Origin of the sequence: Clostridium sp. UBA5988, assembly GCF_002435615.1 — a bacterium.
GTDB lineage: Bacteria > Bacillota > Clostridia > Clostridiales > Clostridiaceae > Clostridium_J > Clostridium_J sulfidigenes.
The window spans coordinates 55,749-76,679 of sequence record NZ_DJBA01000059.1; the positions used below are offsets into that span (position 1 = coordinate 55,749).

Here is a 20,931-nt window from a genome sequence, read left to right on the forward strand (position 1 = left end):
CACTACATAAAGCTATGTTCTTTCTAAAAACATAGCTTAAATCACGCCTCACATAAATAACTTTAACTTACATATATAAACTTAAAATGTGATTAATAACTTATTTGATTTTCTTAACTTACAGATTATATCACAGGTTTATTACTTCCTCAATAAATTTATTTAATTATTTTTATGGAATTATACGGTATATTTTTACCCCATTTATCTATATAAAAATAAGATAAAATTAAACAATAAAAAACCTAGTGATTAATAAAATCACTAGGTTTCTATGGCAGGGGCACGAGGACTTGAACCCGGAACCAACGGTTTTGGAGACCGCTACTCTACCAATTGAGCTATACCCCTTCGTTACTCGTTTATTATATTATATAATAAACATAAATGCAAGAGGTTTTATATAAATTATTCAACATATTCTTAAGCCAATACTAGTATAAATAAGTGGAAGTATTCTCACATATTGAAATATTTAGCATCTTATTATTCATTACCTTTTTATAGGAACATAAAAATTCATTTAACTCATTATCAGTTAACTCTATTTTACCAAAACTTTTTAATATAACATTCTCATCTTGAAGCATTATCTCTAAATCATTCTTATCATTCTTAATGCTATATGAAGTTACACTTTTTACTTTAAGTTTTCCTTTATACTTTTCTTGAAATCCAACCATTTTTCTTGCATCTTCGTACTCAATACCTAATCCACTCAGAGGATTTTCTATACCCATAGACTTCATTTGGCTTTCTACATCTTCAGTAGAAATTCCATACCTCTCCATAACCTTATTCTGGATATTCATAAATTTCTCTTGAGATATATTATTTTCCTTCATATACTTAAATATTTCTCTGCTCATTTCTGCCATAGATAGCTTTCCTTGAGCCATTGAATAATACATAGAATATATGTAATCCTCAAATTTATCTACATCTTTATCTGTAGCCTTATTTTTCAATTCATTAAAATCTATTACATCACTAATTTTAACCAGCTCCTTGAATACAATATTTCTTCTATCACATTATTTATTTTATCCCATTAATTTTTATTTTAGTATTTTATTATTTATTAAATCTAATTTATAATCACTTTTATTCCCCATAATCATAGAATATGGGAAATAAGTTTAAGAAATATGTTTGTAAATCAGTATATTATAAAAGTATTCAAATTACTACTATATTAATTATGTATTTAAAATATATTAATCTTTTCTTAATATATAGTTATGTACTGTTGAGTATGTAGTTCACCTACATACTCAACGATATGCTACTGTATCTTGAATCCAGCTTCTTTCACCTTCTCAAGAATTTCATCCATATTGTCTGTGCTTAATCTTATTACTATCTCTTTAACTTCTGTTATGCTCTTAGGATCAACAACTACAAAGCTTATAATTTGCCCTTTGTTTTCAGTAATTATTTTTGATAGTTTAGATATTTGTCCAGGTATGTCATAAGCAATTACAGCTAATCGTTTACCTTTATTTAATCCAAACAATTCTGTAAATTGATGAAAAATACCGTGATGTGTTACTATTCCTTGCATTTCTCCATTTTTATTTATTACTGGTACAAAGGAAACACTTTTAGTTTCTAAGAAATGTGCAGCCTCTTCAATTTCATTAAAAGGAGTTATTGATGGTACATCAGTTCTCATTACATTTTCAACTAGAAAATCTGATAGTAAACACTGTCTCTCTATAGATTTTTCATAGTAGTATGTGTATATTTGCTCTTTTGAAATTACTCCACAGAATTTATCTCCTTCTACTACTGGTATGGATAAAAACTTATTTTCTTCCATTACCTTAAGAGCTTCTCCTATGGTTACCTTTGGTGTTACAGTTATTAACTTTTCTCTAGATAACATCAAATTATTTACAAACATAATTTATCCTCCTCTACTTATTTGTTATTCTATATTATACCTTATTTTAGTATACTATGTTAGTATTTTAATATATTTCATTATTAATATATTAAATATATTTTGATTATTGCATCAATTATTACTATTTTACGTATCCAAAATATAATACGTAAAATATATAGATTTGTTTACTTAAATATAAATTTACTTTTACAATATTTAGTACCATTCCACTGCCAAATATGCTAAAATTTTTTTATATAGATAAATGGTATGCTTTGGAGGACAAAATGAATATTAGTATAAAGAATATAGTTTCCGCTCTATCATTATCCTTAGATCTTACAGACAATGATTGGGGTAAATTTGAGGATGTTATAAACCCAACACATGCTAAAGATATGTCAAATAAGCAATTTTCTAATCATTCTAGATGCACCTCATATATAGCCTTAGAAATTGCCCAAACTATGAAACTAGATGAAAATTCTTACTATAATTTATATATTGCTTGTATGATTCATGATATTGGAACTCAAAATATATTTGATGAGTCTCACACCTCAAAATGGTATATAAAAAAGCATTGCATTGCTGGCTCTGAAATGATTCAACGTATTCCATCCTTAATACAAGTATATGATATAATACGTTATCATCATGAAAATTATGATGGTAGTGGATGCTTAAAATTAAAAAGTTCACTAATTCCTATTGAGGCTCAAATTCTGAGAATAGCTGATTTAATTGAAATCCAGGTAGATTATTTGAAACCTTACCACATCCAAAAGGATATTCTTATTGATTGGGTAAAACTACACAATGAAACTTTATTTTCACCACAGGTTATAAAAGCTTTTCTAATGGTTGCTGACAAAGAAGAATTTTGGTTAAACCTTATAAATCTACCTAATATGAATTTCATACTTGATAATATAATACCGGAGAAAGATATTTTTATCTCTCTATCGGAATTTGAAGCAATTGCTGATGTATTTGCAAGCATTATTGATAATAAGAGTTCTTTTACTGCAGAACATTCTAAAGAAATTGCTACTTTAGCTTATAATGTTTCTAAGCATTTAGGCTATCCTGAAGAAAAGTGTCTTAAAATGAAAATTGCAGGATTACTTCACGATATTGGAAAATTAGCTATTCCCATCAGTATATTGGACAAGGATGGCCCTTTAACAGAAGAAGAATATTCTATTATCAAATCTCATACCTACTATACTAAATTAATTCTAGATAAAATAGACCACATATCTGATATTAGTTTATGGGCTTCTAGTCATCATGAAAAATTAAATGGTAAAGGCTATCCACGAAGACTTAAGGCTGAAGACCTTAGTGAAGAATGCCGCATTATTGGAGTATGTGATATATATCAATCTTTAACTGCTGATAGGCCCTATAGAAAAGGCATGTATATGTATGAAGCATTTGATATATTAGATGATATGGTAAATAGAAACTTAATTTGTGGTAATGCAGTAAGACATTTTAAAAATACTTTAGTATCTCGTGTAGAAAAGAAACCTTAATTTAATTATTATACAGTTATTTAATGAAAAGTAATTTTACTATTTGCTTTTCATTTTTTTTCTTTTAGGCTAAAATATTAATGAGGTGAATCAGATGGAATTTATAGTTAGTAATGTTGATGAATTAGATTCCCTAGGTATACAGCTAGGAAAAATGTGTAAAGAAAATGATATTTTATGCCTTATAGGTGATCTTGGTACTGGTAAGACTCATCTTACCAAAGGAATTGCAAAAGGTCTTGGCATAGATGATTGTATAACTAGTCCTACCTTTACAATTGTTAATGAATATGAAGGTAGATTAAAATTGTATCATTTTGATGTGTATAGAGTAAATGATCCCGATGAGATTGCTGCCATCGGCTTTGATGAATATATATTTGGAAATGGAGTTAGCGTCATTGAATGGGCTAACTATATCGAAGATTTAATACCAGAAGAAAGTTTAACTATAAACATAGCTAAACTTCCAGACTTAGGTGAAACCTATAGAAAGATTACTCTTTCCTATACTAATGATAGATATAATTATATAAAGGAGTTGAAGCTATGAAGATTTTATCCTTAGATTCTGCAACTGAATGTGCAACTGCGGCTATTATTGATAGCGATAAGATATTAGGGGAAACTATTATAAATTATAAAAAGCAACACTCTGTAATTATGATGCCTATGATAGATAGCCTTTTAAAAAATTGTGGTTTATCCATATCAGATATAGAAGGATTTGTAGTTTCTAGCGGCCCTGGTTCTTTTACTGGTCTTAGAATCGGTATGTCAACTATAAAAGGTCTTGTGCAAGCAACTAATAAACCCTTTGTGTCTATAAATTCTTTAGATGGACTTGCAAATAATCTCTTTAATATCCAAGGTATTATTTGTCCTATAATTGATGCGTTGAGGGGTAATGTATATACTAATTTTTATAAATTTGAAAATAATAATTTAGTAGTCTTAGGTGAGCCTGAATTATTATCCATGGAAGATGTAATAAATAAATGCTCAGAATTTAATGAGCCTATTACTTTTATAGGTGATGGTACATCAAAATTTAAAGATATCATATTAACTTCTCTACCTAATGCTTCCATAGCACCTAGTCATATCAATGTGACAAAGGCATCTTCTATAGGCTACTTAGGCTATCTTAGATTAATAAACAATGAAGGTGATAATGTACTTAGCAGTTCACCTGTATATCTTAGACTTTGCCAAGCCGAGCGTGAATATGAAGAAAAGGTAAAAAATCATGACTGATGTAACTGTTGAAAGAATGAGTTCCCTTAATATATTAGGAGTTAAAGAAATTTCTGACTTAAGCTTCTCAAGCCCTTGGTCTCTCCTATCTATGGAAAAAGAACTAATTAATAAAAACGCTGTCTATATAGTTGTAAAGTTAGGTAATAAAGTTGTAGCCTTTGGTGGAATGTGGATTGTATTTGATGAAGGTCATATAACCAACATAGCAGTTCATCCCGACTATAGAAGAAATAATTTTGGAGATGTGGTATTAGAAAACCTTATTACAATTGCTAAAGATATAAATATTGTTTCTATGACTCTAGAGGTTAGAGCCTCTAATATAGCTGCAATAAATCTTTATAAAAAACATCATTTTTCTGTAGAAGGTATAAGAAAAAACTATTATCAACATCCAAAAGAAGATGGATACATTATGTGGAACCACAACATATAGGTGGTATATATTGAAATTTTAAAGACGATAAAAGAATTTTTCTTTTATCGTCTTTTTATAAATTATCTTTATATATTTTAATTTTAACTTCAACTTATTTTTTAAATTGTTAAAGATATGATTTAGTACATTTTTATTAGGCACCCTTTTTCATAGCTTGTGCAGCTAAAACATTCTCTCTATTTAGTAGTGGTGATATTCTCTTATAAGATACGAAGGTTATAAGAGATACTACGGCTCCTTTTATAATATTAAAAGGAGTTATTCCTAGAACAATTATTCCTGTTAAGCTAGAAATATTAGAGTTTCCTTCTGCTGATGCTCCTATAACATTAGCCATGCCACCCATTATTGTAGCATATAATGGAATTAGTATAAAGTAATTAAATACTGCTCCTACTATAGTCATTATTATAGTTCCTAAAATTAATCCTATAATTGCACTCTTTTTAGTTTTATTTTTATGATAAACATATGATGCTACAAACACAAAAGACCCACCAATTAAAAAGTTAGCAAATTCTCCAACTCCACCGGTGTAAGTGCCATGAAAAACTAGATTTAATATTACTTTTCCACCTTCTATAATTACTCCTGCCACTGGTCCTAATGCAAATCCACCTATAAGTGCTGGTAAATCACTAAGATCAAGTTTTAAAAATGGTGGAAATCCTGGTATTGGAAATTCAAATAACATTAATATAAATGCTATTGCTACTAATAAAGAGATTTTTACTAACCTGTTTACATTTTTAGATGTGTTCATTATTAATACCCCCTAAATTTATTGCATACTTCATAGGGTGAATTTATCCAATGACTATCCCCTCTAATACTCCCATCTTCTTTGAAGTGGGTGTTAAGAGTGTCTACATCCCTGGATAACGAGTTCTAACCTTCAAAGAAGCTAAGAACTCTGTTTATAGTACCCTAACGCCTTCAGATTTGTTATTTCTCTAATGACTATCTCATTAATACTGTTCATTAGAACTTAATTGTTAAATATAATACTTATAACAAATCTAAAAAAAGCCCTGATTAAAATCAGGGCTAAAACAAGCATCACTAAAATACTATATACCTACTTCTTTCATCCAGACTATACTGTCGGCTTCGGAGTTTCACCGAATCAGCCTTTCGGCTCGCGGGCTTTACCGCCGGTGGGGAATTACGCCCCGCCCTGAAGTGCATTATTAACTTTTATTACACCTTCATCTTATCATGAAAATCATTACACTTCAATATATTTTTTAAAATTCATAGATAAAATAGATATTTTTTTAACGATATTTTTAAACTTATATCTTACTTTTTAAGTGCTTTTCCACATAAACAGAGTTTATTTTAACTCTACATCTTTTTTCATTGATAAAGATATCCTATTTCTCTTCTCATCAATATCTATTACTGTAACCTCTACTACATCTCCTAGCTTAACCACATCTAGTGGATGCTTAACAAATCTATCACTTAATTGACTTTTATGAACAAGACCATCTTGGTGTACTCCAATATCTACAAAGGCACCAAAATCTGATACATTTCTAACGGTTCCTAATAATTTCATTCCCTTTTTAAGCTGAGATAATTCCATAACCCCAGTTTTAAATATTGGTTTTGGCATTTCTTCTCTAGGATCTCTTCCTGGTTTTTTAAGTTCTTTTATGATATCTAAAAGAGTTGGTTCACCTATACCTACTTCTTTAGCTAAATTAGATACTCCTACCTCTTTAACTTTTTCATCTATCCCCTCTATATTTTTACCACTTAAATCTTTACCATCATATCCTAGAATAGTCATAAGTTTTTTACAAGCTTCATAGCTTTCCGGATGTACAGATGTACCATCTAAAGGCTCCTTACTATTATCAACTCTCAAAAATCCTGCACATTGCTCATAGGCCTTAGCTCCTAACCTCTTTACCTTTAAAAGCTCTTTTCTTGATTTAAACTTTCCTGTTTCATCTCTATAGGCAACTATATTCTGAGCTATCCCAGAATTTATTCCAGAAATATAAGATAAAAGTGCTGGTGTTGCTGTATTTAAATCTACTCCTACATTGTTAACACAATCTTCAACTATATTTTTTAGAGATTCATCTAATCTTTTTACAGTAACATCATGCTGATATTGACCTACTCCTATAGATTTAGGATCTATCTTTACTAACTCAGCAAGAGGATCTTGAAGCCTTCTTCCTATGGATATAGCTCCTCTTACCGTAACATCTAAATCTGGATATTCTTTTGTTGCAAGTTCTGATGCAGAATAAACTGAGGCCCCAGCTTCAGATACTATTACATAATATATATCTTTACCTGTTTCTTTCTTTATCTGTGCTATAACTTCCCCTAATATCTCTTCTGACTCTCTACATGCAGTACCATTTCCAAGAGAAACTACATCTACATTGTGTTTTATCATCATCTTCTTTAATATTTCTTTAGCCTCTTTAACCTTAGCTTCACTTGCAGCTGTAGCATGAACTGTGACATACTCTAAAAACTTACCTGTATCATCAAGAATTGCTACTTTACATCCAGTTCTAAAACCTGGATCAAAGCCCATTACAGTTTTTCCCTTTATAGGTGGAGACATAAGAAGGGCCTTAAGGTTTTCTTTAAATATTTTTATAGCCCCATCTTCTCCTTTTTCTGTAAGCATATTACGTACTTCTCTTTCAATAGATGGATATATTAATCTCTTTATAGAGTCATCAATACTGGTATTAATACACTCATTGCACTTCATATTATCAGTGACCATGAATTTACTTATATAGCTTTTTATTTTTTCTACATCACAGGTAATCTTAACTGAAAGAACTTTTTCATTTTCTCCTCTATTTATAGCAAGAATTCTATGAGAAGGTATGAATTTTACCTTTTCACTATACTCATAATACATTTCATATTGAGTTCTCTCTTCACTGCTTCCTTTAGTTTCTATAACTCCATTATTTACCACATAATCTCTTATCCATTTTCTAAACTTAGCATTATCACTAATCTTTTCACTGATAATATCCATAGCTCCTTGTAATGCTTCATCTATAGAAGTTACGCCTTTATCTTCATCTATAAACTCTGCAGCATACTCCTCAGGAGACTTTTCTCCCCCTCCAGATAAGATATACTCACTTAATGGTACTAATCCCTTCTCTGTAGCTATTATAGCTCTTGTTCTCTTTTTAGGCTTAAATGGTCTATAAATATCTTCCACTTCTGTTAAGGTTTCAGCTTTATCTAAAGAAATTTTAATTTCATCTGTTAATTTTTCTTGCTCATCTATTAATCTAATAACATCTTCCTTTCTACTTTGAAGATTTCTTAGATATGTAAGTCTTTCTGAAAATTTTCTTAAGATTACATCATCAAGACCACCAGTTTTTTCTTTTCTATATCTGGCTATAAAAGGCACTGTATTACCCTCATCTAATAATTCTATTACATCCTCCACTTGAGACTTGCTCATAGGAAATTCTTTAATTAACTTCTCGTTTATAATTGACATCTTTTCTCCTCCTGATTGTAGTATTCTTTAATTTTATCACATTATTAGCAAATTTATCATAATCAAAATAACTTTTTCATACATATACTAATATAGTAATGTTTAAGGTGATGCCATGAAAAAATTTATAGTTTCTTCTCTTTTAACCTTTTCCCTAATCCTTTCTTCCATCAGTTATAATAGCTTTATGCTAACTAAAAACTTCCATGCTAAGGAAGTAAAAGAAACTATCCATTATCTATCTTCTGATGAGTTTAAAGGTCGATTAAGTGGAACCTTAGAAAATGCTTTAGTTGGCGCCTATATAAAGGATGAGTTTGAACACATAGGATTAGAACCCCTAAGTAATGGCTATTACCAAAGCTTTCAAGTAAATTACCCTAAGAGTTTGTCAGATGAACCTATGATTGCAGTTATTGATAAAGATAAGAAAATACATAAGATTTTAGAATACGGTGTTAATTACAAAGAAGATTTGCTTAACTTTAGGAATACAGAGATAGAGTTTGATAACTTAGATGTCTCTTCTAGAAACAATGATGCAATAGCAGTTTCTAATGACATGGGGACTGCAATATTTTATACTTCTTCCAATAATACTCTTGGGTTTAGAAGTTCTTTTTACGAAGAAAGTAACAAGGGACTGTTTATTACAGTTACAAAGGAAACTCTTGCCGAAATAGAAAGTTATTTAAATGAAGGTTTTTCAATCTACACCTATATACCTTATTCTATAGAAGAAGCAAGTATCAATAATATAGTAGGTGTAATTAAAGGTAAAGACTCATCTCTCCCACCTTTAATCCTAGGTGCCCACTTCGATCATATTGGTACTGATCTAGGTGGAACTATTTATAACGGAGCTTTAGATAATGCTTCTGGAGTATCATTCCTCCTAGAGCTTGCTAAGTACATTAAAACCTTAGGAATTCCTGATAGAGATATAATCTTTGTTTCCTTTAATGCTGAAGAATTTGGCCTTAAAGGCTCTAAAGCCTTTGTAGAAGAATATAAAGACTTAATATCTGGAAGTAGAGTTTATAACTTTGATATGATTGGAAGCTATGACGGTACCCCTCTTTGTATTATGGCTGGTAAAACTAATACGGCCAAAACCCCTATAGTAGAAGAATTAACTAAGGCATTCCAAGATAAAAAAATATATTTTAATTACATCTTCGAGAATTCTAGTGACCATGGTTCCTTTGTTGATGCAGGAATTGAGGCTGTAACCCTTTGTGACTATGATTTATCTAGAATTCATACCCCAAATGATAAAATAGAATATATTAGCGAAGAAGCAATTAATAGATGCTTTGGTGTTATGAAAACTCAAATATTTAAAGATAGTTATTCTAGTAATATACTATATAATCATTTAGAATTAATTCTATTTCTATCCTTAGGTGCTTCTCTAATTCTAAGTGCTATCTATTACAACACAAAAAAAGAGTAGTTGAAACTACTCTTTTATTTGTTTTAGATATTCATTTATAAACATATCTATATTCCCATCCATTACTGAACCTACATTAGAAGTTTCAGCTCCAGTTCTATGATCCTTAACTAAATTATAAGGGTGGAATACATAGGATCTTATCTGACTTCCCCATGCATTATCTTTTATTTCCCCTGTTATATCCTCAATTTTATCCTTATGCTCACGAATTTTAATGTCTATAAGCTTAGCTTTCAGCATCTTTAAAGCATACTCCTTATTAGTGTGCTGACTTCTTTCATTTTGACATTGCACTATGATATTAGTAGGTATATGGGTTATTCTTACTGCAGAATCTGTAGTATTTACATGCTGTCCACCTGACCCACTAGATCTATAGGTATCTATTTTTAAATCCTCTGACCTAATTTCTATATCTTGATTTTCAGTTAGCTCTGGTAAAACTTCACATCCCGCAAAGGATGTTTGCCTTTTTCCACTAGAGTTATATGGTGATATCCTAACTAATCTATGAACACCCTTTTCTGACTTTAAATATCCATAGGCAAAATCCCCAGTAACCTTAATAGTAACTGCTTTAATTCCAGCCTCATCATCTGCCACATAGTTTAAAACTGTAACCTTAAAACCATGGGCTTCGCACCATCTGGTATACATCCTGTATAACATATTAGTCCAGTCCTGAGCATCGTTACCTCCAGCACCTGTATGAAGCTCCAGTATAGCATTGTTTCTATCATATTCGCCACTTAAAAGAGTTTCTATATTAAGATTTTCTATCTCTTCTCCTATGGACTTTAATTCACTTTTTATATCCTTGTAAGAGGAGGAATCCTCCTCCTCCAAACTCATCTCTATCAAAATTTGAACATCCTCTGTTCTAATCTCCAAATTATTAAAATTATCTAACTTATCCTTTATCGATTTAGCATTCTGAGTAATTTCTTGTGCCTTATTTATATCACTCCAAAAATCCACTTCTTGCATTTTAAACTCAAGTTCAGATAATTTCTTTTCTTCTGCTGCTATGTCAAAGAGACACCTTCAATTCTTGTAATTTCCCACTGATGACATTTACTTCGTTTAAGCATTCTTCTAATTGTAATATCACTTTTATTCTCCTCTTCCACAACAGTTCTTATATTTATATCCTGATCCACATGGACATGGGTCATTCCTATTTGGTTTAGCTTGTTTTTTTACTGGCTCTTTCTTTAAAGAATTATCCTCATTAGTTGAAGTTATTTCAGCTACCCTTTCTCTTTCTGGAGCCTTCTCAACTTTAACATGGAATAGGTACTTAACTGTTTCATGCTTAATATTTTCTATCATTTCCGCAAACATTTCGCTACCTTCCATTTGATACGCTTGAGCTGGATCTTGTTGCTTATATGCTCTAAGTCCTATACCTTGTTTTAAGTGATCCATACTATCAATATGATCCATCCACTTAGAATCAACTATCTTAAGTAGGATAACTCTTTCAATTTCTCTCATTTGCTCTTCGCCAAATTCAACCTCTTTTTCAGCATATAATTCTATTGCTTTATCCAGTAATAATTCTACAATCTCATTATTAGATAACTTAGCAATTTCATCTACTGTAACAGTATCTTTAGGTAGATATATATCTTCCATGTATTTTACTAATTTATTTAATTCATCTTCAAAAGTATCATCTACACCACTAATATGAGTATTAACTGAACTTTCTATAACATCCTGTATCATTGTTTGTATTTGATCTTTTATATTAGCTCCCATAAGAACTTCTTGTCTTTGTTTGTAAATAATTTCTCTTTGCTTATTCATTACGTCGTCATATTTAACAACATTCTTTCTAACATCAAAGTTATTTCCTTCAACTTTTCTTTGTGCACTTTCTATAGCACCACTAACCATTTTACTCTCAATGGCATCTTCTTCTTGAAGCCCTAATTTATCAATCATACCTCCAAGTCTCTCAGAACCAAATATTCTCATTAAATCATCTTCAAGACAAATATAGAATCTAGATTCACCTGGGTCACCTTGACGACCAGAACGCCCTCTTAATTGGTTGTCTATACGTCTTGATTCATGTCTTTCTGTACCTAATATCTTTAAGCCTCCAAGTTCTACTACTCCTTCTCCAAGCTTAATATCAGTACCTCTACCAGCCATGTTAGTAGCAATAGTTACAGCACCCTTTTGTCCAGCTAATGCTACAATTTCTGCTTCTCTTTCATGGTACTTAGCATTTAATACTTGGTGTGGTATTCCTTTTTTCTTAAGCATAGCAGAAATTACTTCAGACTTATCTATACTTACTGTACCAACTAAAACTGGCTGACCTTTTTTATGAGTTTCTGCTATCTCATCTACTAAACACTTATATTTTCCTTTAATAGTCTTATAAACAACATCTGGATTGTCTACTCTTGCTATTGGCATATGGGTTGGTATTACTATTACATCAAGACCATAAATCTCTCTAAATTCAGCTTCTTCAGTTTCAGCAGTACCAGTCATACCTGCAAGCTTAGTATACATTCTAAAGTAGTTTTGGAATGTAATAGTTGCAAGGGTTTTAGATTCTTTTTCAACCTTAACTCCCTCTTTTGCTTCTATAGCTTGATGTAATCCATCACTATATCTTCTACCTTCCATAAGTCTTCCCGTAAAGTCATCAACAATAACTACTTCTCCATCTTTTACTATATAGTCCTTTTCATTCTTCATTATGTGGTTTGCCTTTAACGCTTGAACTAAATGGTGTTGAATATCCATATTTTCAGGATCTGCATAATTTTCTAGATGGAAGTATTTTTCTGCCTTTGCTATACCTTCATCAGTAAGTATAACAGAATTTCTCTTTTCATCTATTAAATAATCTTCTTCTGATAATCCTTTAACGAAAAAGTCCGCAATTCTATAAAAATCAGTAGACTTATCTCCTTGACCTGATATTATAAGTGGAGTTCTAGCCTCATCTATAAGTATTGAGTCAACCTCATCCACAATAACATAGTTTAATTCTCTTTGAACTTTTTCTTCTTTATAAACTACCATGTTATCCCTTAGGTAGTCGAACCCAAATTCATTATTAGTACCATAAGTAATATCACAATTATACATTTGCTGTTTTTCTATCTGAGTTTGACCATGAACTATAACTCCTACTGTAAGACCTAAAAATTCATGAACTCTTCCCATTTCATCTCTATCTCTCTTAGCAAGATAGTCGTTAACTGTGATTATGTGCACACCTTTACCAGCTAAGGCATTTAAATAAGAAGGAAGAGTGGCAACTAAAGTTTTACCTTCCCCTGTTCTCATCTCTGAAATTCTGCCTTGGTGTAATACAACTCCACCTATAATTTGAACATCATAATGTCTAAGACCAAGAACTCTTTTAGATGCTTCTCTAACTACTGCAAAAGCTTCTGGAAGAATATCATCTAAAGTCTCACCCTTTTTTAATCTGCCTTTGAATTCTTCTGTCTTTTGTCTTAATTCTTCATCACTTAATTTTTCTATAGTCTCTTCAAGAGAATTAACTTTTTTAACTATTGGCATAATTCTTTTAATTTCTCTTTCACTGTAGGTACCAAATATCTTGTTAAATATTTTCATCTAAAATCATCCTCACTCTTTCTATCTAAGGTTTGTTAGCTATAATCATCACATAAATACTAATTAAGATTATATCAGTTATTCTTTCTCACTTCAACTTTATACCTATAATTTTCATCCAAAATAAGTAAATTAATGCTCTATTTTAACATAGAATTAATAATTTCTATTACTATAAAAAACTCTATAGCTAATGCCATAGAGTTTTTATTAATATAATAAGTATATTTTTAACTTTTCTTTAAAATTAAATTTAGAAATCTTGTTCAATTAAACCATAATTTCCATCTTTTCTTTTATAAACAACATTTACTTCCTCTGTATCGCCATTCATAAATACGTAGAAATCATGTCCTAAAAGTTCCATTTGTAACACTGCTTCTTCTTGGCTCATAGGTTTTATAGCAAATCTTTTAGTCTTTACTATCCTTGGCTCTTTTTCTTCATCATAGTCAGCATAGCGTTCTATATTATTAAATCTTAAAGAATTGTCATAATTTCTTCTTTCAAGCTTAGTTTTTTGTTTTCTTATTTGACCTTCAAGTTTGTCAATTACAGTATCTATTGCATTATACATATCTCCATTTCTTACTTCTGCTCTTAATAATGCACTGTTAAACGGAATTATTACTTCAATTTTGTGTATATTCTTCTCCACACTTAGTGTAGCTGTAGCATTCTCATTATTTACAAAGAATTTATCTAATTTTGATAATTTCTTTTCCACTGCAGCTCTAAGCCCTTCAGTAACCTCGATATTTCTTCCTATAACTCTAACTTTCATAATTCCAGCTCCCCTCATATTAAAAAGGATTATTGTGGTTCCTTTTAATATTTCTATTTTGTAATTATATTTTAAGCTTTACTATAAATACTTGCAAGAAGACTTTACTTAATATTCTGAAAAGTTTCCCTTTTAGCCTTTTCTAGCTTTCTTTTCCTTCACTCTACGACTTATATCGTCTTTACATAGTATATGAATTTTTTCATATTATATGTTATAATAAAATTACATGTGCTGGATATCATATAATAAAAATATAAAATTTGTTTATACATATTTAAAAATTTAAACATCATTTCATAACTAAAGTTAAAAATGCAGCTTCAATATATAATGTAATAAAAATAGCAGTCCATAAAAGACTGCTAATTAGCACCATTAAGGTACTTATGTCGTTTGACCTGGTCTTTGACCCCACACTCGCCTACTGGAGCTTTTGCTACCCAGAATTACCCTCTCACTACTAACCCTCTCGCATTATAATACGGTAGGACTTACCTCTAAGCCGCACCATGCTCATTAAACATTTTATTTAACTTACGTGGATCGTTTCGCCTGCGACTGGCATCGACTTTCAACCACAAACCCGACTCTTATATTATACTCTACTTTTCGCCACTGTCAATATAAAAACTTCATTGGCCTTTATTTCCTTAATAGCTTTTGCCGCATAAAAAGCTGTAGCTCCAGATGTAATTACATCATCGATAATGAGTACTCTCTTTCCTTCTATTTCTTTTTTATTTTTAACTATAAAAGAATCCTTTATATTTTCCCATCTTTTTATATTGTCTAATCCAATTTGATCTGCACTATCACTTGCTTTATAAAGCAATTCCTTGTAGGGAATTTTACAATTTTTACTTATATATTTACAAAGCACTTCACATTGATTAAACCCTCTACTTTTTAAAGCAGATTTACTACTTGGAATAAAGGTTAATATATCTACCTCATCCTTCAAATTTTCTAATATAAAATCACTCATATAACCTGCTAATATTTTTCCTGCTAAAAAACTCTTATTGTATTTAAGTTTTAAAATCAATTTCTTTAATTCATAGCCGTAGAATCCTAAGGAATAGCTTATAAATTCCTCATCTTGGTGAGTTATTGAGGACTCTAGATTAATTATATTAATGCTCTTTTTACATTTTTCACAAATATAATCCTTATCTTCATATTCATCACATATTATGCATTTATCATCTATTCCATATATAGTGGACAATATATTATCCACTATCTGTTTTATAATTTCAAAACTCCCTCTTCCCAAGCTCTTTTATTTAACTCCCTTAAAATATTTTTACATCTATCCATATCCTCAGTTTCACTATTGCAAAGAAAAATAACCTCTTCTCGCTCTGCCATAGATCTTCTATTTATCTTACTAGCTATATAAACCAAATCCTTATAATTAAAGTTATCATTATCTGCAAAAAAAATCATAATATTCAAAGGATGCACTCCATAATAGTTCTCACTATAATTATTAGTAACCAATATACCATACTCTGCTAGTAAAAATTTAGACAGTTCCTTCTTGTCACTATCTCCTGTTATATCTTTAAATATATTTTTTGTAAGCTTATGGTCTATATTAGAAAGATAATTATAAACTTTATGAGCTTTCTCATCACCTGGAGTATATATTAAAACCTTCTTATTAGTATTTATTGACCACTCTAGGTATTCATATACACTCATAGGTATTTCTTCTTCTATATTTACTCTAGTTATCATAACCCTAGGTTCAGCAATAGGAACTTGTTTATCTTTTCTTAAATTATATAATATTAACTCATTATGAAAAATTGGTTCCATGGAATAACTAATCATAGTTCCATAGTTATTACATAGATACTCCATTAGCTTATTTATAGACTCATTGCTATATATAGGCCTAGAATTTATTTCATCATATATAATAAAGTCAAATTTCTCCTTTAAGTATAAGGCTCTACTGTGAGTACATATATTAACCTTACCTGTATATGCTATATCATTCTCACCTTCAATAGAATTTATAAAAATTTTATTAATGAATCCTAATATCTTTACCTCTTCTATATCTGTATTTATTATATATAATATCTTTTTACTTTCTTTAAAACACCAGTTAAATACCTTATTAAAGATTTGCTTTTTATTATTTAATGCAGAAATTATATTTATTTTATGCATCTTCTTTTTAGCGCCATCTAATATGGTATCTTCGATAGATTTCTTTGATGCCTCCACTATCTCTCTATTGGTTTTTATAAATGACATAAAATCGCTCCTACCTACATATGAATTATCTCTCTTATTCTCCATTTAAGTCCTGAATATCTCTCAAAACTTCTATTGTTATCTTTCATAAATTCAACCACTTTAGAATTACCTACCAATACAACTAACTTCTTAGCCCTGGTTATTCCAGTGTAAAGTAAATTTCTATTCATCAGTAGTGGTGGTCCCATAAACATAGGCATAATAACTACAGGGAATTCACTTCCTTGGCTCTTATGGATAGTAACTGCATACGCTAAAGTTATTTCATCTAAGTCACTTTCCTCATATTCTACGATTTTATCATCTTCAAAGCATACAGTAATCTTATCCTCATCCTCATTAACTTCTGTTATATAACCCACATCTCCATTAAATACACCCTTACCTTCTTCACCGGAATTATTTTTGCTCCACTTTAGAGTATAGTTATTTTTAATTTGCATAACCTTATCTCCTACTCTAAAAATCATATCTTTAATCTCAACTTCATCCTTATCTTTACTTTTAGGATTTAACACTTGCTGAAGTTGTATATTTAAATTATCTATTCCCATAATTCCCTTACGCATAGGTGATAATACCTGTATATCTCTAACACTATCCCATTCCACATTAAACTTAGGAAGTCTTATTTTCACTAATCCAATGATTTTTTCTAACATCACTTCACTATCTGCAGCTCTTTCAAGATAGAAATCACTATTTTTGGTGTTTAAAATAGGCATCTTTCCTTCATTTATTAAGTGGGCATTTTGTACTATCATACTTTCTTGCCCTTGTCTAAATATCTCATTAAGTCTTACTACTTTTACTGCATCGCTTTCTATGATATCCCTAAGAACATTTCCTGGTCCCACTGATGGTAGCTGATCCACATCTCCTACTATTATTAGCCTAGTTCCCACTTGCATTGCTTTTAAAAGAGCATTCATAAGACTTATATCTACCATAGAGGCTTCATCCACTATTAAAACATCACATTCTATGGCAGATGTTTCATTTTCTATTTCGTCTACCTCTTCTTCACTATAGCTTCCTATTTCCAAAAGTCTATGGATAGTTTTTGCTTCTCTACCTGTAGCTTCAGCCATCCTTTTTGCTGCCCTTCCTGTAGGTGCAGCCATAAATACCTTAAGTCCTAAGCTCTCAAAAATACTTACAATGCAATTTATAATTGTTGTCTTTCCTGTTCCGGGTCCCCCTGTTATAACCTCTATCCCATTAAAAAAAGCACCCTCTATAGCTTCTTTTTGAGAATTGGCTAATTTAATATTTGCTTTACTTTCAAAGTCATTAATTTTCTCATTTACATTTAAACTTAATTTATCATAATTAGTAGTGGCTAGTTCTACTATTTTACGTGTTACAGACATCTCTAGATAAAGATAGGACATATTATATACCGCATCTATATTATCTACTACCTCTACCTTAATCTTTCCATCAATTATCAGTTCATAAACTCCTTCATCAAATTTCTCACTGTTTATCTCCAGAAGTTTCATTCCCTTATCCCTTAATCTATCCATAGGTATAAATGTATTTCCTATAGCACAAAATTCATTAATTATATATATAACTCCACTTTTTATTCTAAATAGAGAGTCCTTCTCTATGCCCAAGCTCTTAGCTATGGAATCCGCTGTTCTAAACCCAATTCCACTTATGTATTCTGTTAATATATATGGATTATCCTTAACTATATTTATACAGTTAACTCCAAACTTCTTGTAAATCTTCATGGCCATATTAACAGTTATGCCGTAACTTTGAAAGAAAATAATAATATCCTTAGTAACCCTCTGCTCTAAATAAGATTTCATAATGGTATTTATTCTCTTTTTACCTATGCCAGGAATCTCTTCAAGCTTTTCTATATTACTATCTAATATTTTTATTGTATCTTCTCCAAAAAATTCTACTATTTTTTTTGCTGTAACCTTTCCTATACCTTCAATGACTCCACTAGCTAAATATTTTTCGATGCCACTAGTAGTTGTAGGTATTATTTCATGTATGCTTTCTATTTTAAACTGCTTACCAAACTTAGGATGAACAGTCCACTCCCCTTGAACACTATATTCTTGAGATTCATTTATAAATGGTATTGTTCCAACAATGGTGACAACTTCCTTATCACACCTTAGTTTACATATTGTATACCCATTATCATCATTTCTAAATACAACTGTTTCAACTATCCCTTCAATGGTTATCATAAAATCTCTCCTAATACCTATTATTATCTATCTATAACTATTATTATACCAAATTATATCTCATATATATTAACAATATAATAAGATTTAGTAATATGACTCAGTTTAAAGTAAAAATAATTATCCTTGTTAAACCTCATACACTATATACACTTAATTATAACCTTTTAAACCAAACTCCACTCAGTACCTTCGCTGAGTAAGTGATTCACACCAAATCGTAGATTTGGGTTATCTACTTAAAAAATCCACACTAACAAATCATATTATTAGTGTGGATTCTTATTGGTAAATATATATCTTTAATTACTTATATATATTTCTTTATTTCTTCAACCTTATTTAATTGCTCCCATGGTAGGTTTAAGTCATTTCTTCCAAAGTGACCATAAGCAGCAGTTTGTTTATATATAGGTCTTCTTAAATCTAATTCTTTTATAATAGATGATGGTCTTAAGTCAAAAACTTTATTAACTATATCTACTATCTTATCTTCTGAAAGTTTTCCAGTTCCAAAAGTATCAATTTGTATAGATACTGGTCTAGCAACACCAATAGCATATGCAAGTTGTATTTCTAGCTTATCAGCAACACCAGCAGCTACTAGGTTTTTAGCTACCCATCTTGATGCATAAGCAGCAGATCTATCTACCTTTGTTGGGTCTTTTCCTGAGAAAGCTCCACCACCATGTCTACCAGATCCACCATAGGTATCTACTATTATTTTTCTACCTGTAAGACCTGAGTCTCCTTGAGGTCCTCCAATAACAAATCTACCTGTAGGATTTATATAGTATTTTGTGCTTGCATCTAATAAATCAGCAGGTACTATCGGAGCTATAACATGCTCTTTTAAATCCTTCTCGATTTGTTCTCTTGTAACATCTGGACAATGCTGAGTTGAAATTACTATAGTATCTATTCTAACTGGCTTATTGTCTTCATACTCTACAGTTACTTGAGTTTTTCCATCTGGTCTTAAGTAAGATAAAGTTCCATTCTTTCTTACTTCTGCTAGTCTTCTTGATAATTTATGAGCCATAGAAATTGGAAGAGGCATATATTCTTCTGTTTCATTTGTAGCAAATCCGAACATCATACCTTGGTCTCCAGCACCCGTAGCCTCATCATTGTTCATTTGACCTGCTTTACTTTCTAAAGCTTCATCAACTCCCATAGCAATATCTCTTGATTGTTCATCTATAGATGTTAATACTGAACATGTATTGCAATCAAATCCATATTTTGCTCTATTGTATCCAATCTCTTCAACTGCATTTCTAACAACCTTTTGGAAGTCTACATAGCAGTTTGTACTTATTTCTCCCATTACAAGAACCATTCCTGTAGTAGTTGCAGTTTCACAAGCTACCCTAGCATTTGGATCTTTTTCTAATATGGCATCTAGTATTGCATCAGATATCTGATCACACATTTTATCTGGATGTCCTTCAGTTACTGATTCTGACGTAAATAATCTTCTCATTGAATTTTCCTCCTTAAGTATTTAAATATTACCGACACTTAAAATTAAAACCTCTTCTTATCAGACAAGAAGAGGTTAGTATATTTCAAACTAAGCTTTCTTATCTTGCAGAAAATTCTGCAGGAATTGGCACCATTGCTTTTAATAGCCGGTTGCTGGGTTTCATTGGGCCTTTGTCCCTCCACCACTCTTGATAAGAGTTATATTATTAATTTATACATAGATAATAGCATAGGGAAATTTAACTGTCAACACACTTATCTATTAATATAAATAATTAATATTTACCATTATAATAACTTTCTATATGCCATTAAATATATTTTAAACTTAATAAACAGATTTATTCAATTATTATAAAATACTTATTCAATTATTATTTTATCTATTATTAAAAATAAAATAAGACACTAAGTAAACTTAGTGTCTTATATGGTGGAGGAGGACGG

General features: G+C 30.5%; 16 protein-coding genes, 1 tRNA gene and 2 riboswitches. Of the genes, 5 read left to right on the forward strand and 12 right to left on the reverse strand.

Annotated elements, in window-relative coordinates; all coding sequences use genetic code 11:
• Nucleotides 1-275: 275 nt before the first annotated feature.
• The 3 genes from B3J31_RS13345 to B3J31_RS13355 form a co-directional block, all read right to left on the reverse strand.
• Nucleotides 276-351, reverse strand: a tRNA-Trp gene (locus tag B3J31_RS13345).
• 83 nt (nucleotides 352-434) lie between these two features.
• On the reverse strand, nucleotides 435-995 hold the full coding sequence (locus B3J31_RS13350; RefSeq protein ID WP_150844084.1) for a DUF3867 family protein: 561 nt from the start codon (nucleotides 993-995) through the stop codon (nucleotides 435-437).
• 290 nt (nucleotides 996-1,285) lie between these two features.
• Nucleotides 1,286-1,906 (reverse strand): CBS domain-containing protein, encoded by a 621-nt coding sequence (locus B3J31_RS13355; protein ID WP_035129736.1) that lies wholly within the window; start codon nucleotides 1,904-1,906, stop codon nucleotides 1,286-1,288.
• Between the two features lie 272 nt (nucleotides 1,907-2,178).
• Here B3J31_RS13355 and B3J31_RS13360 point away from each other — a divergent pair, with 272 nt between their 5' ends.
• The 4 genes from B3J31_RS13360 to rimI all read left to right on the forward strand — a co-directional run bounded on the left by B3J31_RS13360 (nucleotide 2,179) and on the right by rimI (nucleotide 5,128).
• Nucleotides 2,179-3,432, forward strand: a complete 1,254-nt coding sequence (locus B3J31_RS13360) for an HD-GYP domain-containing protein (RefSeq protein WP_346874107.1) — start codon at nucleotides 2,179-2,181, stop codon at nucleotides 3,430-3,432.
• Nucleotides 3,433-3,526: 94 nt separating this feature from the next.
• Entirely contained in the window at nucleotides 3,527-3,985 is a 459-nt protein-coding gene (tsaE, locus tag B3J31_RS13365; protein WP_150844082.1) for a tRNA (adenosine(37)-N6)-threonylcarbamoyltransferase complex ATPase subunit type 1 TsaE, read from the forward strand.
• Nucleotides 3,982-4,689 carry a tRNA (adenosine(37)-N6)-threonylcarbamoyltransferase complex dimerization subunit type 1 TsaB gene (gene tsaB / locus B3J31_RS13370; protein ID WP_346867142.1) on the forward strand — a complete coding sequence of 236 codons (708 nt, stop codon included), beginning with the start codon at nucleotides 3,982-3,984 and terminating at the stop codon, nucleotides 4,687-4,689. The genes tsaE and tsaB overlap by 4 nt, the downstream gene beginning before the upstream one ends.
• Nucleotides 4,682-5,128: a ribosomal protein S18-alanine N-acetyltransferase gene (rimI, locus tag B3J31_RS13375; protein ID WP_346867143.1), complete on the forward strand. Its 447-nt coding sequence runs from the start codon at nucleotides 4,682-4,684 to the stop codon at nucleotides 5,126-5,128. The genes tsaB and rimI overlap by 8 nt, the downstream gene beginning before the upstream one ends.
• Before the next feature lie 136 nt (nucleotides 5,129-5,264).
• Here the strand turns inward: rimI and B3J31_RS13380 are convergent, their stop codons facing one another.
• Together B3J31_RS13380 and B3J31_RS13385 are read right to left on the reverse strand one after the other, a co-directional pair.
• Nucleotides 5,265-5,894: an ECF transporter S component gene (locus tag B3J31_RS13380; RefSeq protein WP_346874108.1), complete on the reverse strand. Its 630-nt coding sequence runs from the start codon at nucleotides 5,892-5,894 to the stop codon at nucleotides 5,265-5,267.
• A gap of 312 nt (nucleotides 5,895-6,206) precedes the next feature.
• Nucleotides 6,207-6,320, reverse strand: a riboswitch (FMN riboswitch).
• Nucleotides 6,321-6,467: 147 nt separating this feature from the next.
• The gene (locus tag B3J31_RS13385) at nucleotides 6,468-8,642 is read right to left on the reverse strand and encodes a Tex family protein (RefSeq protein ID WP_346874109.1); all 2,175 of its coding nucleotides are present in this window, start codon (nucleotides 8,640-8,642) and stop codon (nucleotides 6,468-6,470) included.
• 115 nt (nucleotides 8,643-8,757) lie between these two features.
• On the opposite strand from B3J31_RS13385, the gene B3J31_RS13390 reads away from it, so the two are divergent.
• Nucleotides 8,758-10,098, forward strand: a complete 1,341-nt coding sequence (locus B3J31_RS13390) for a M28 family metallopeptidase (protein WP_346874110.1) — start codon at nucleotides 8,758-8,760, stop codon at nucleotides 10,096-10,098.
• A gap of 6 nt (nucleotides 10,099-10,104) precedes the next feature.
• On the opposite strand, the gene prfB is transcribed toward B3J31_RS13390, so the two are convergent.
• From prfB to metK, 7 genes are all read right to left on the reverse strand, one after another.
• Nucleotides 10,105-11,212, reverse strand: a protein-coding gene (gene prfB, locus B3J31_RS13395) for a peptide chain release factor 2 (protein WP_156964270.1) whose coding sequence is annotated in 2 segments (ribosomal slippage) — nucleotides 10,105-11,133 and nucleotides 11,135-11,212 — 1,107 coding nt in all. Because the reading frame shifts where the segments join, the coding sequence is not laid out codon by codon here.
• 2 nt (nucleotides 11,213-11,214) lie between these two features.
• A complete protein-coding gene (gene secA / locus B3J31_RS13400; RefSeq protein WP_346874111.1) occupies nucleotides 11,215-13,716 on the reverse strand; it encodes a preprotein translocase subunit SecA in 2,502 nt (833 codons plus the stop codon).
• Nucleotides 13,717-13,969: 253 nt separating this feature from the next.
• Nucleotides 13,970-14,500, reverse strand: a complete 531-nt coding sequence (gene hpf, locus B3J31_RS13405; RefSeq protein WP_150844074.1) for a ribosome hibernation-promoting factor, HPF/YfiA family — start codon at nucleotides 14,498-14,500, stop codon at nucleotides 13,970-13,972.
• Between the two features lie 598 nt (nucleotides 14,501-15,098).
• Nucleotides 15,099-15,779, reverse strand: coding sequence for a ComF family protein (locus tag B3J31_RS13410; RefSeq protein WP_346874112.1), 681 nt, complete (start codon nucleotides 15,777-15,779; stop codon nucleotides 15,099-15,101).
• A complete protein-coding gene (locus B3J31_RS13415; RefSeq protein WP_346874113.1) occupies nucleotides 15,752-16,774 on the reverse strand; it encodes a hypothetical protein in 1,023 nt (340 codons plus the stop codon). Before B3J31_RS13415 ends, B3J31_RS13410 begins: the two co-directional genes overlap by 28 nt.
• Nucleotides 16,775-16,788: 14 nt before the next feature.
• Nucleotides 16,789-18,996 carry an ATP-dependent RecD-like DNA helicase gene (locus tag B3J31_RS13420; RefSeq protein WP_150844071.1) on the reverse strand — a complete coding sequence of 736 codons (2,208 nt, stop codon included), beginning with the start codon at nucleotides 18,994-18,996 and terminating at the stop codon, nucleotides 16,789-16,791.
• Between the two features lie 310 nt (nucleotides 18,997-19,306).
• Complete coding sequence (metK, locus tag B3J31_RS13425) at nucleotides 19,307-20,482, reverse strand: methionine adenosyltransferase (protein WP_346874114.1); 1,176 nt, start codon at nucleotides 20,480-20,482, stop codon at nucleotides 19,307-19,309.
• Between the two features lie 97 nt (nucleotides 20,483-20,579).
• Nucleotides 20,580-20,682: riboswitch (SAM riboswitch) on the reverse strand.
• Nucleotides 20,683-20,931 lie beyond the last annotated feature (249 nt).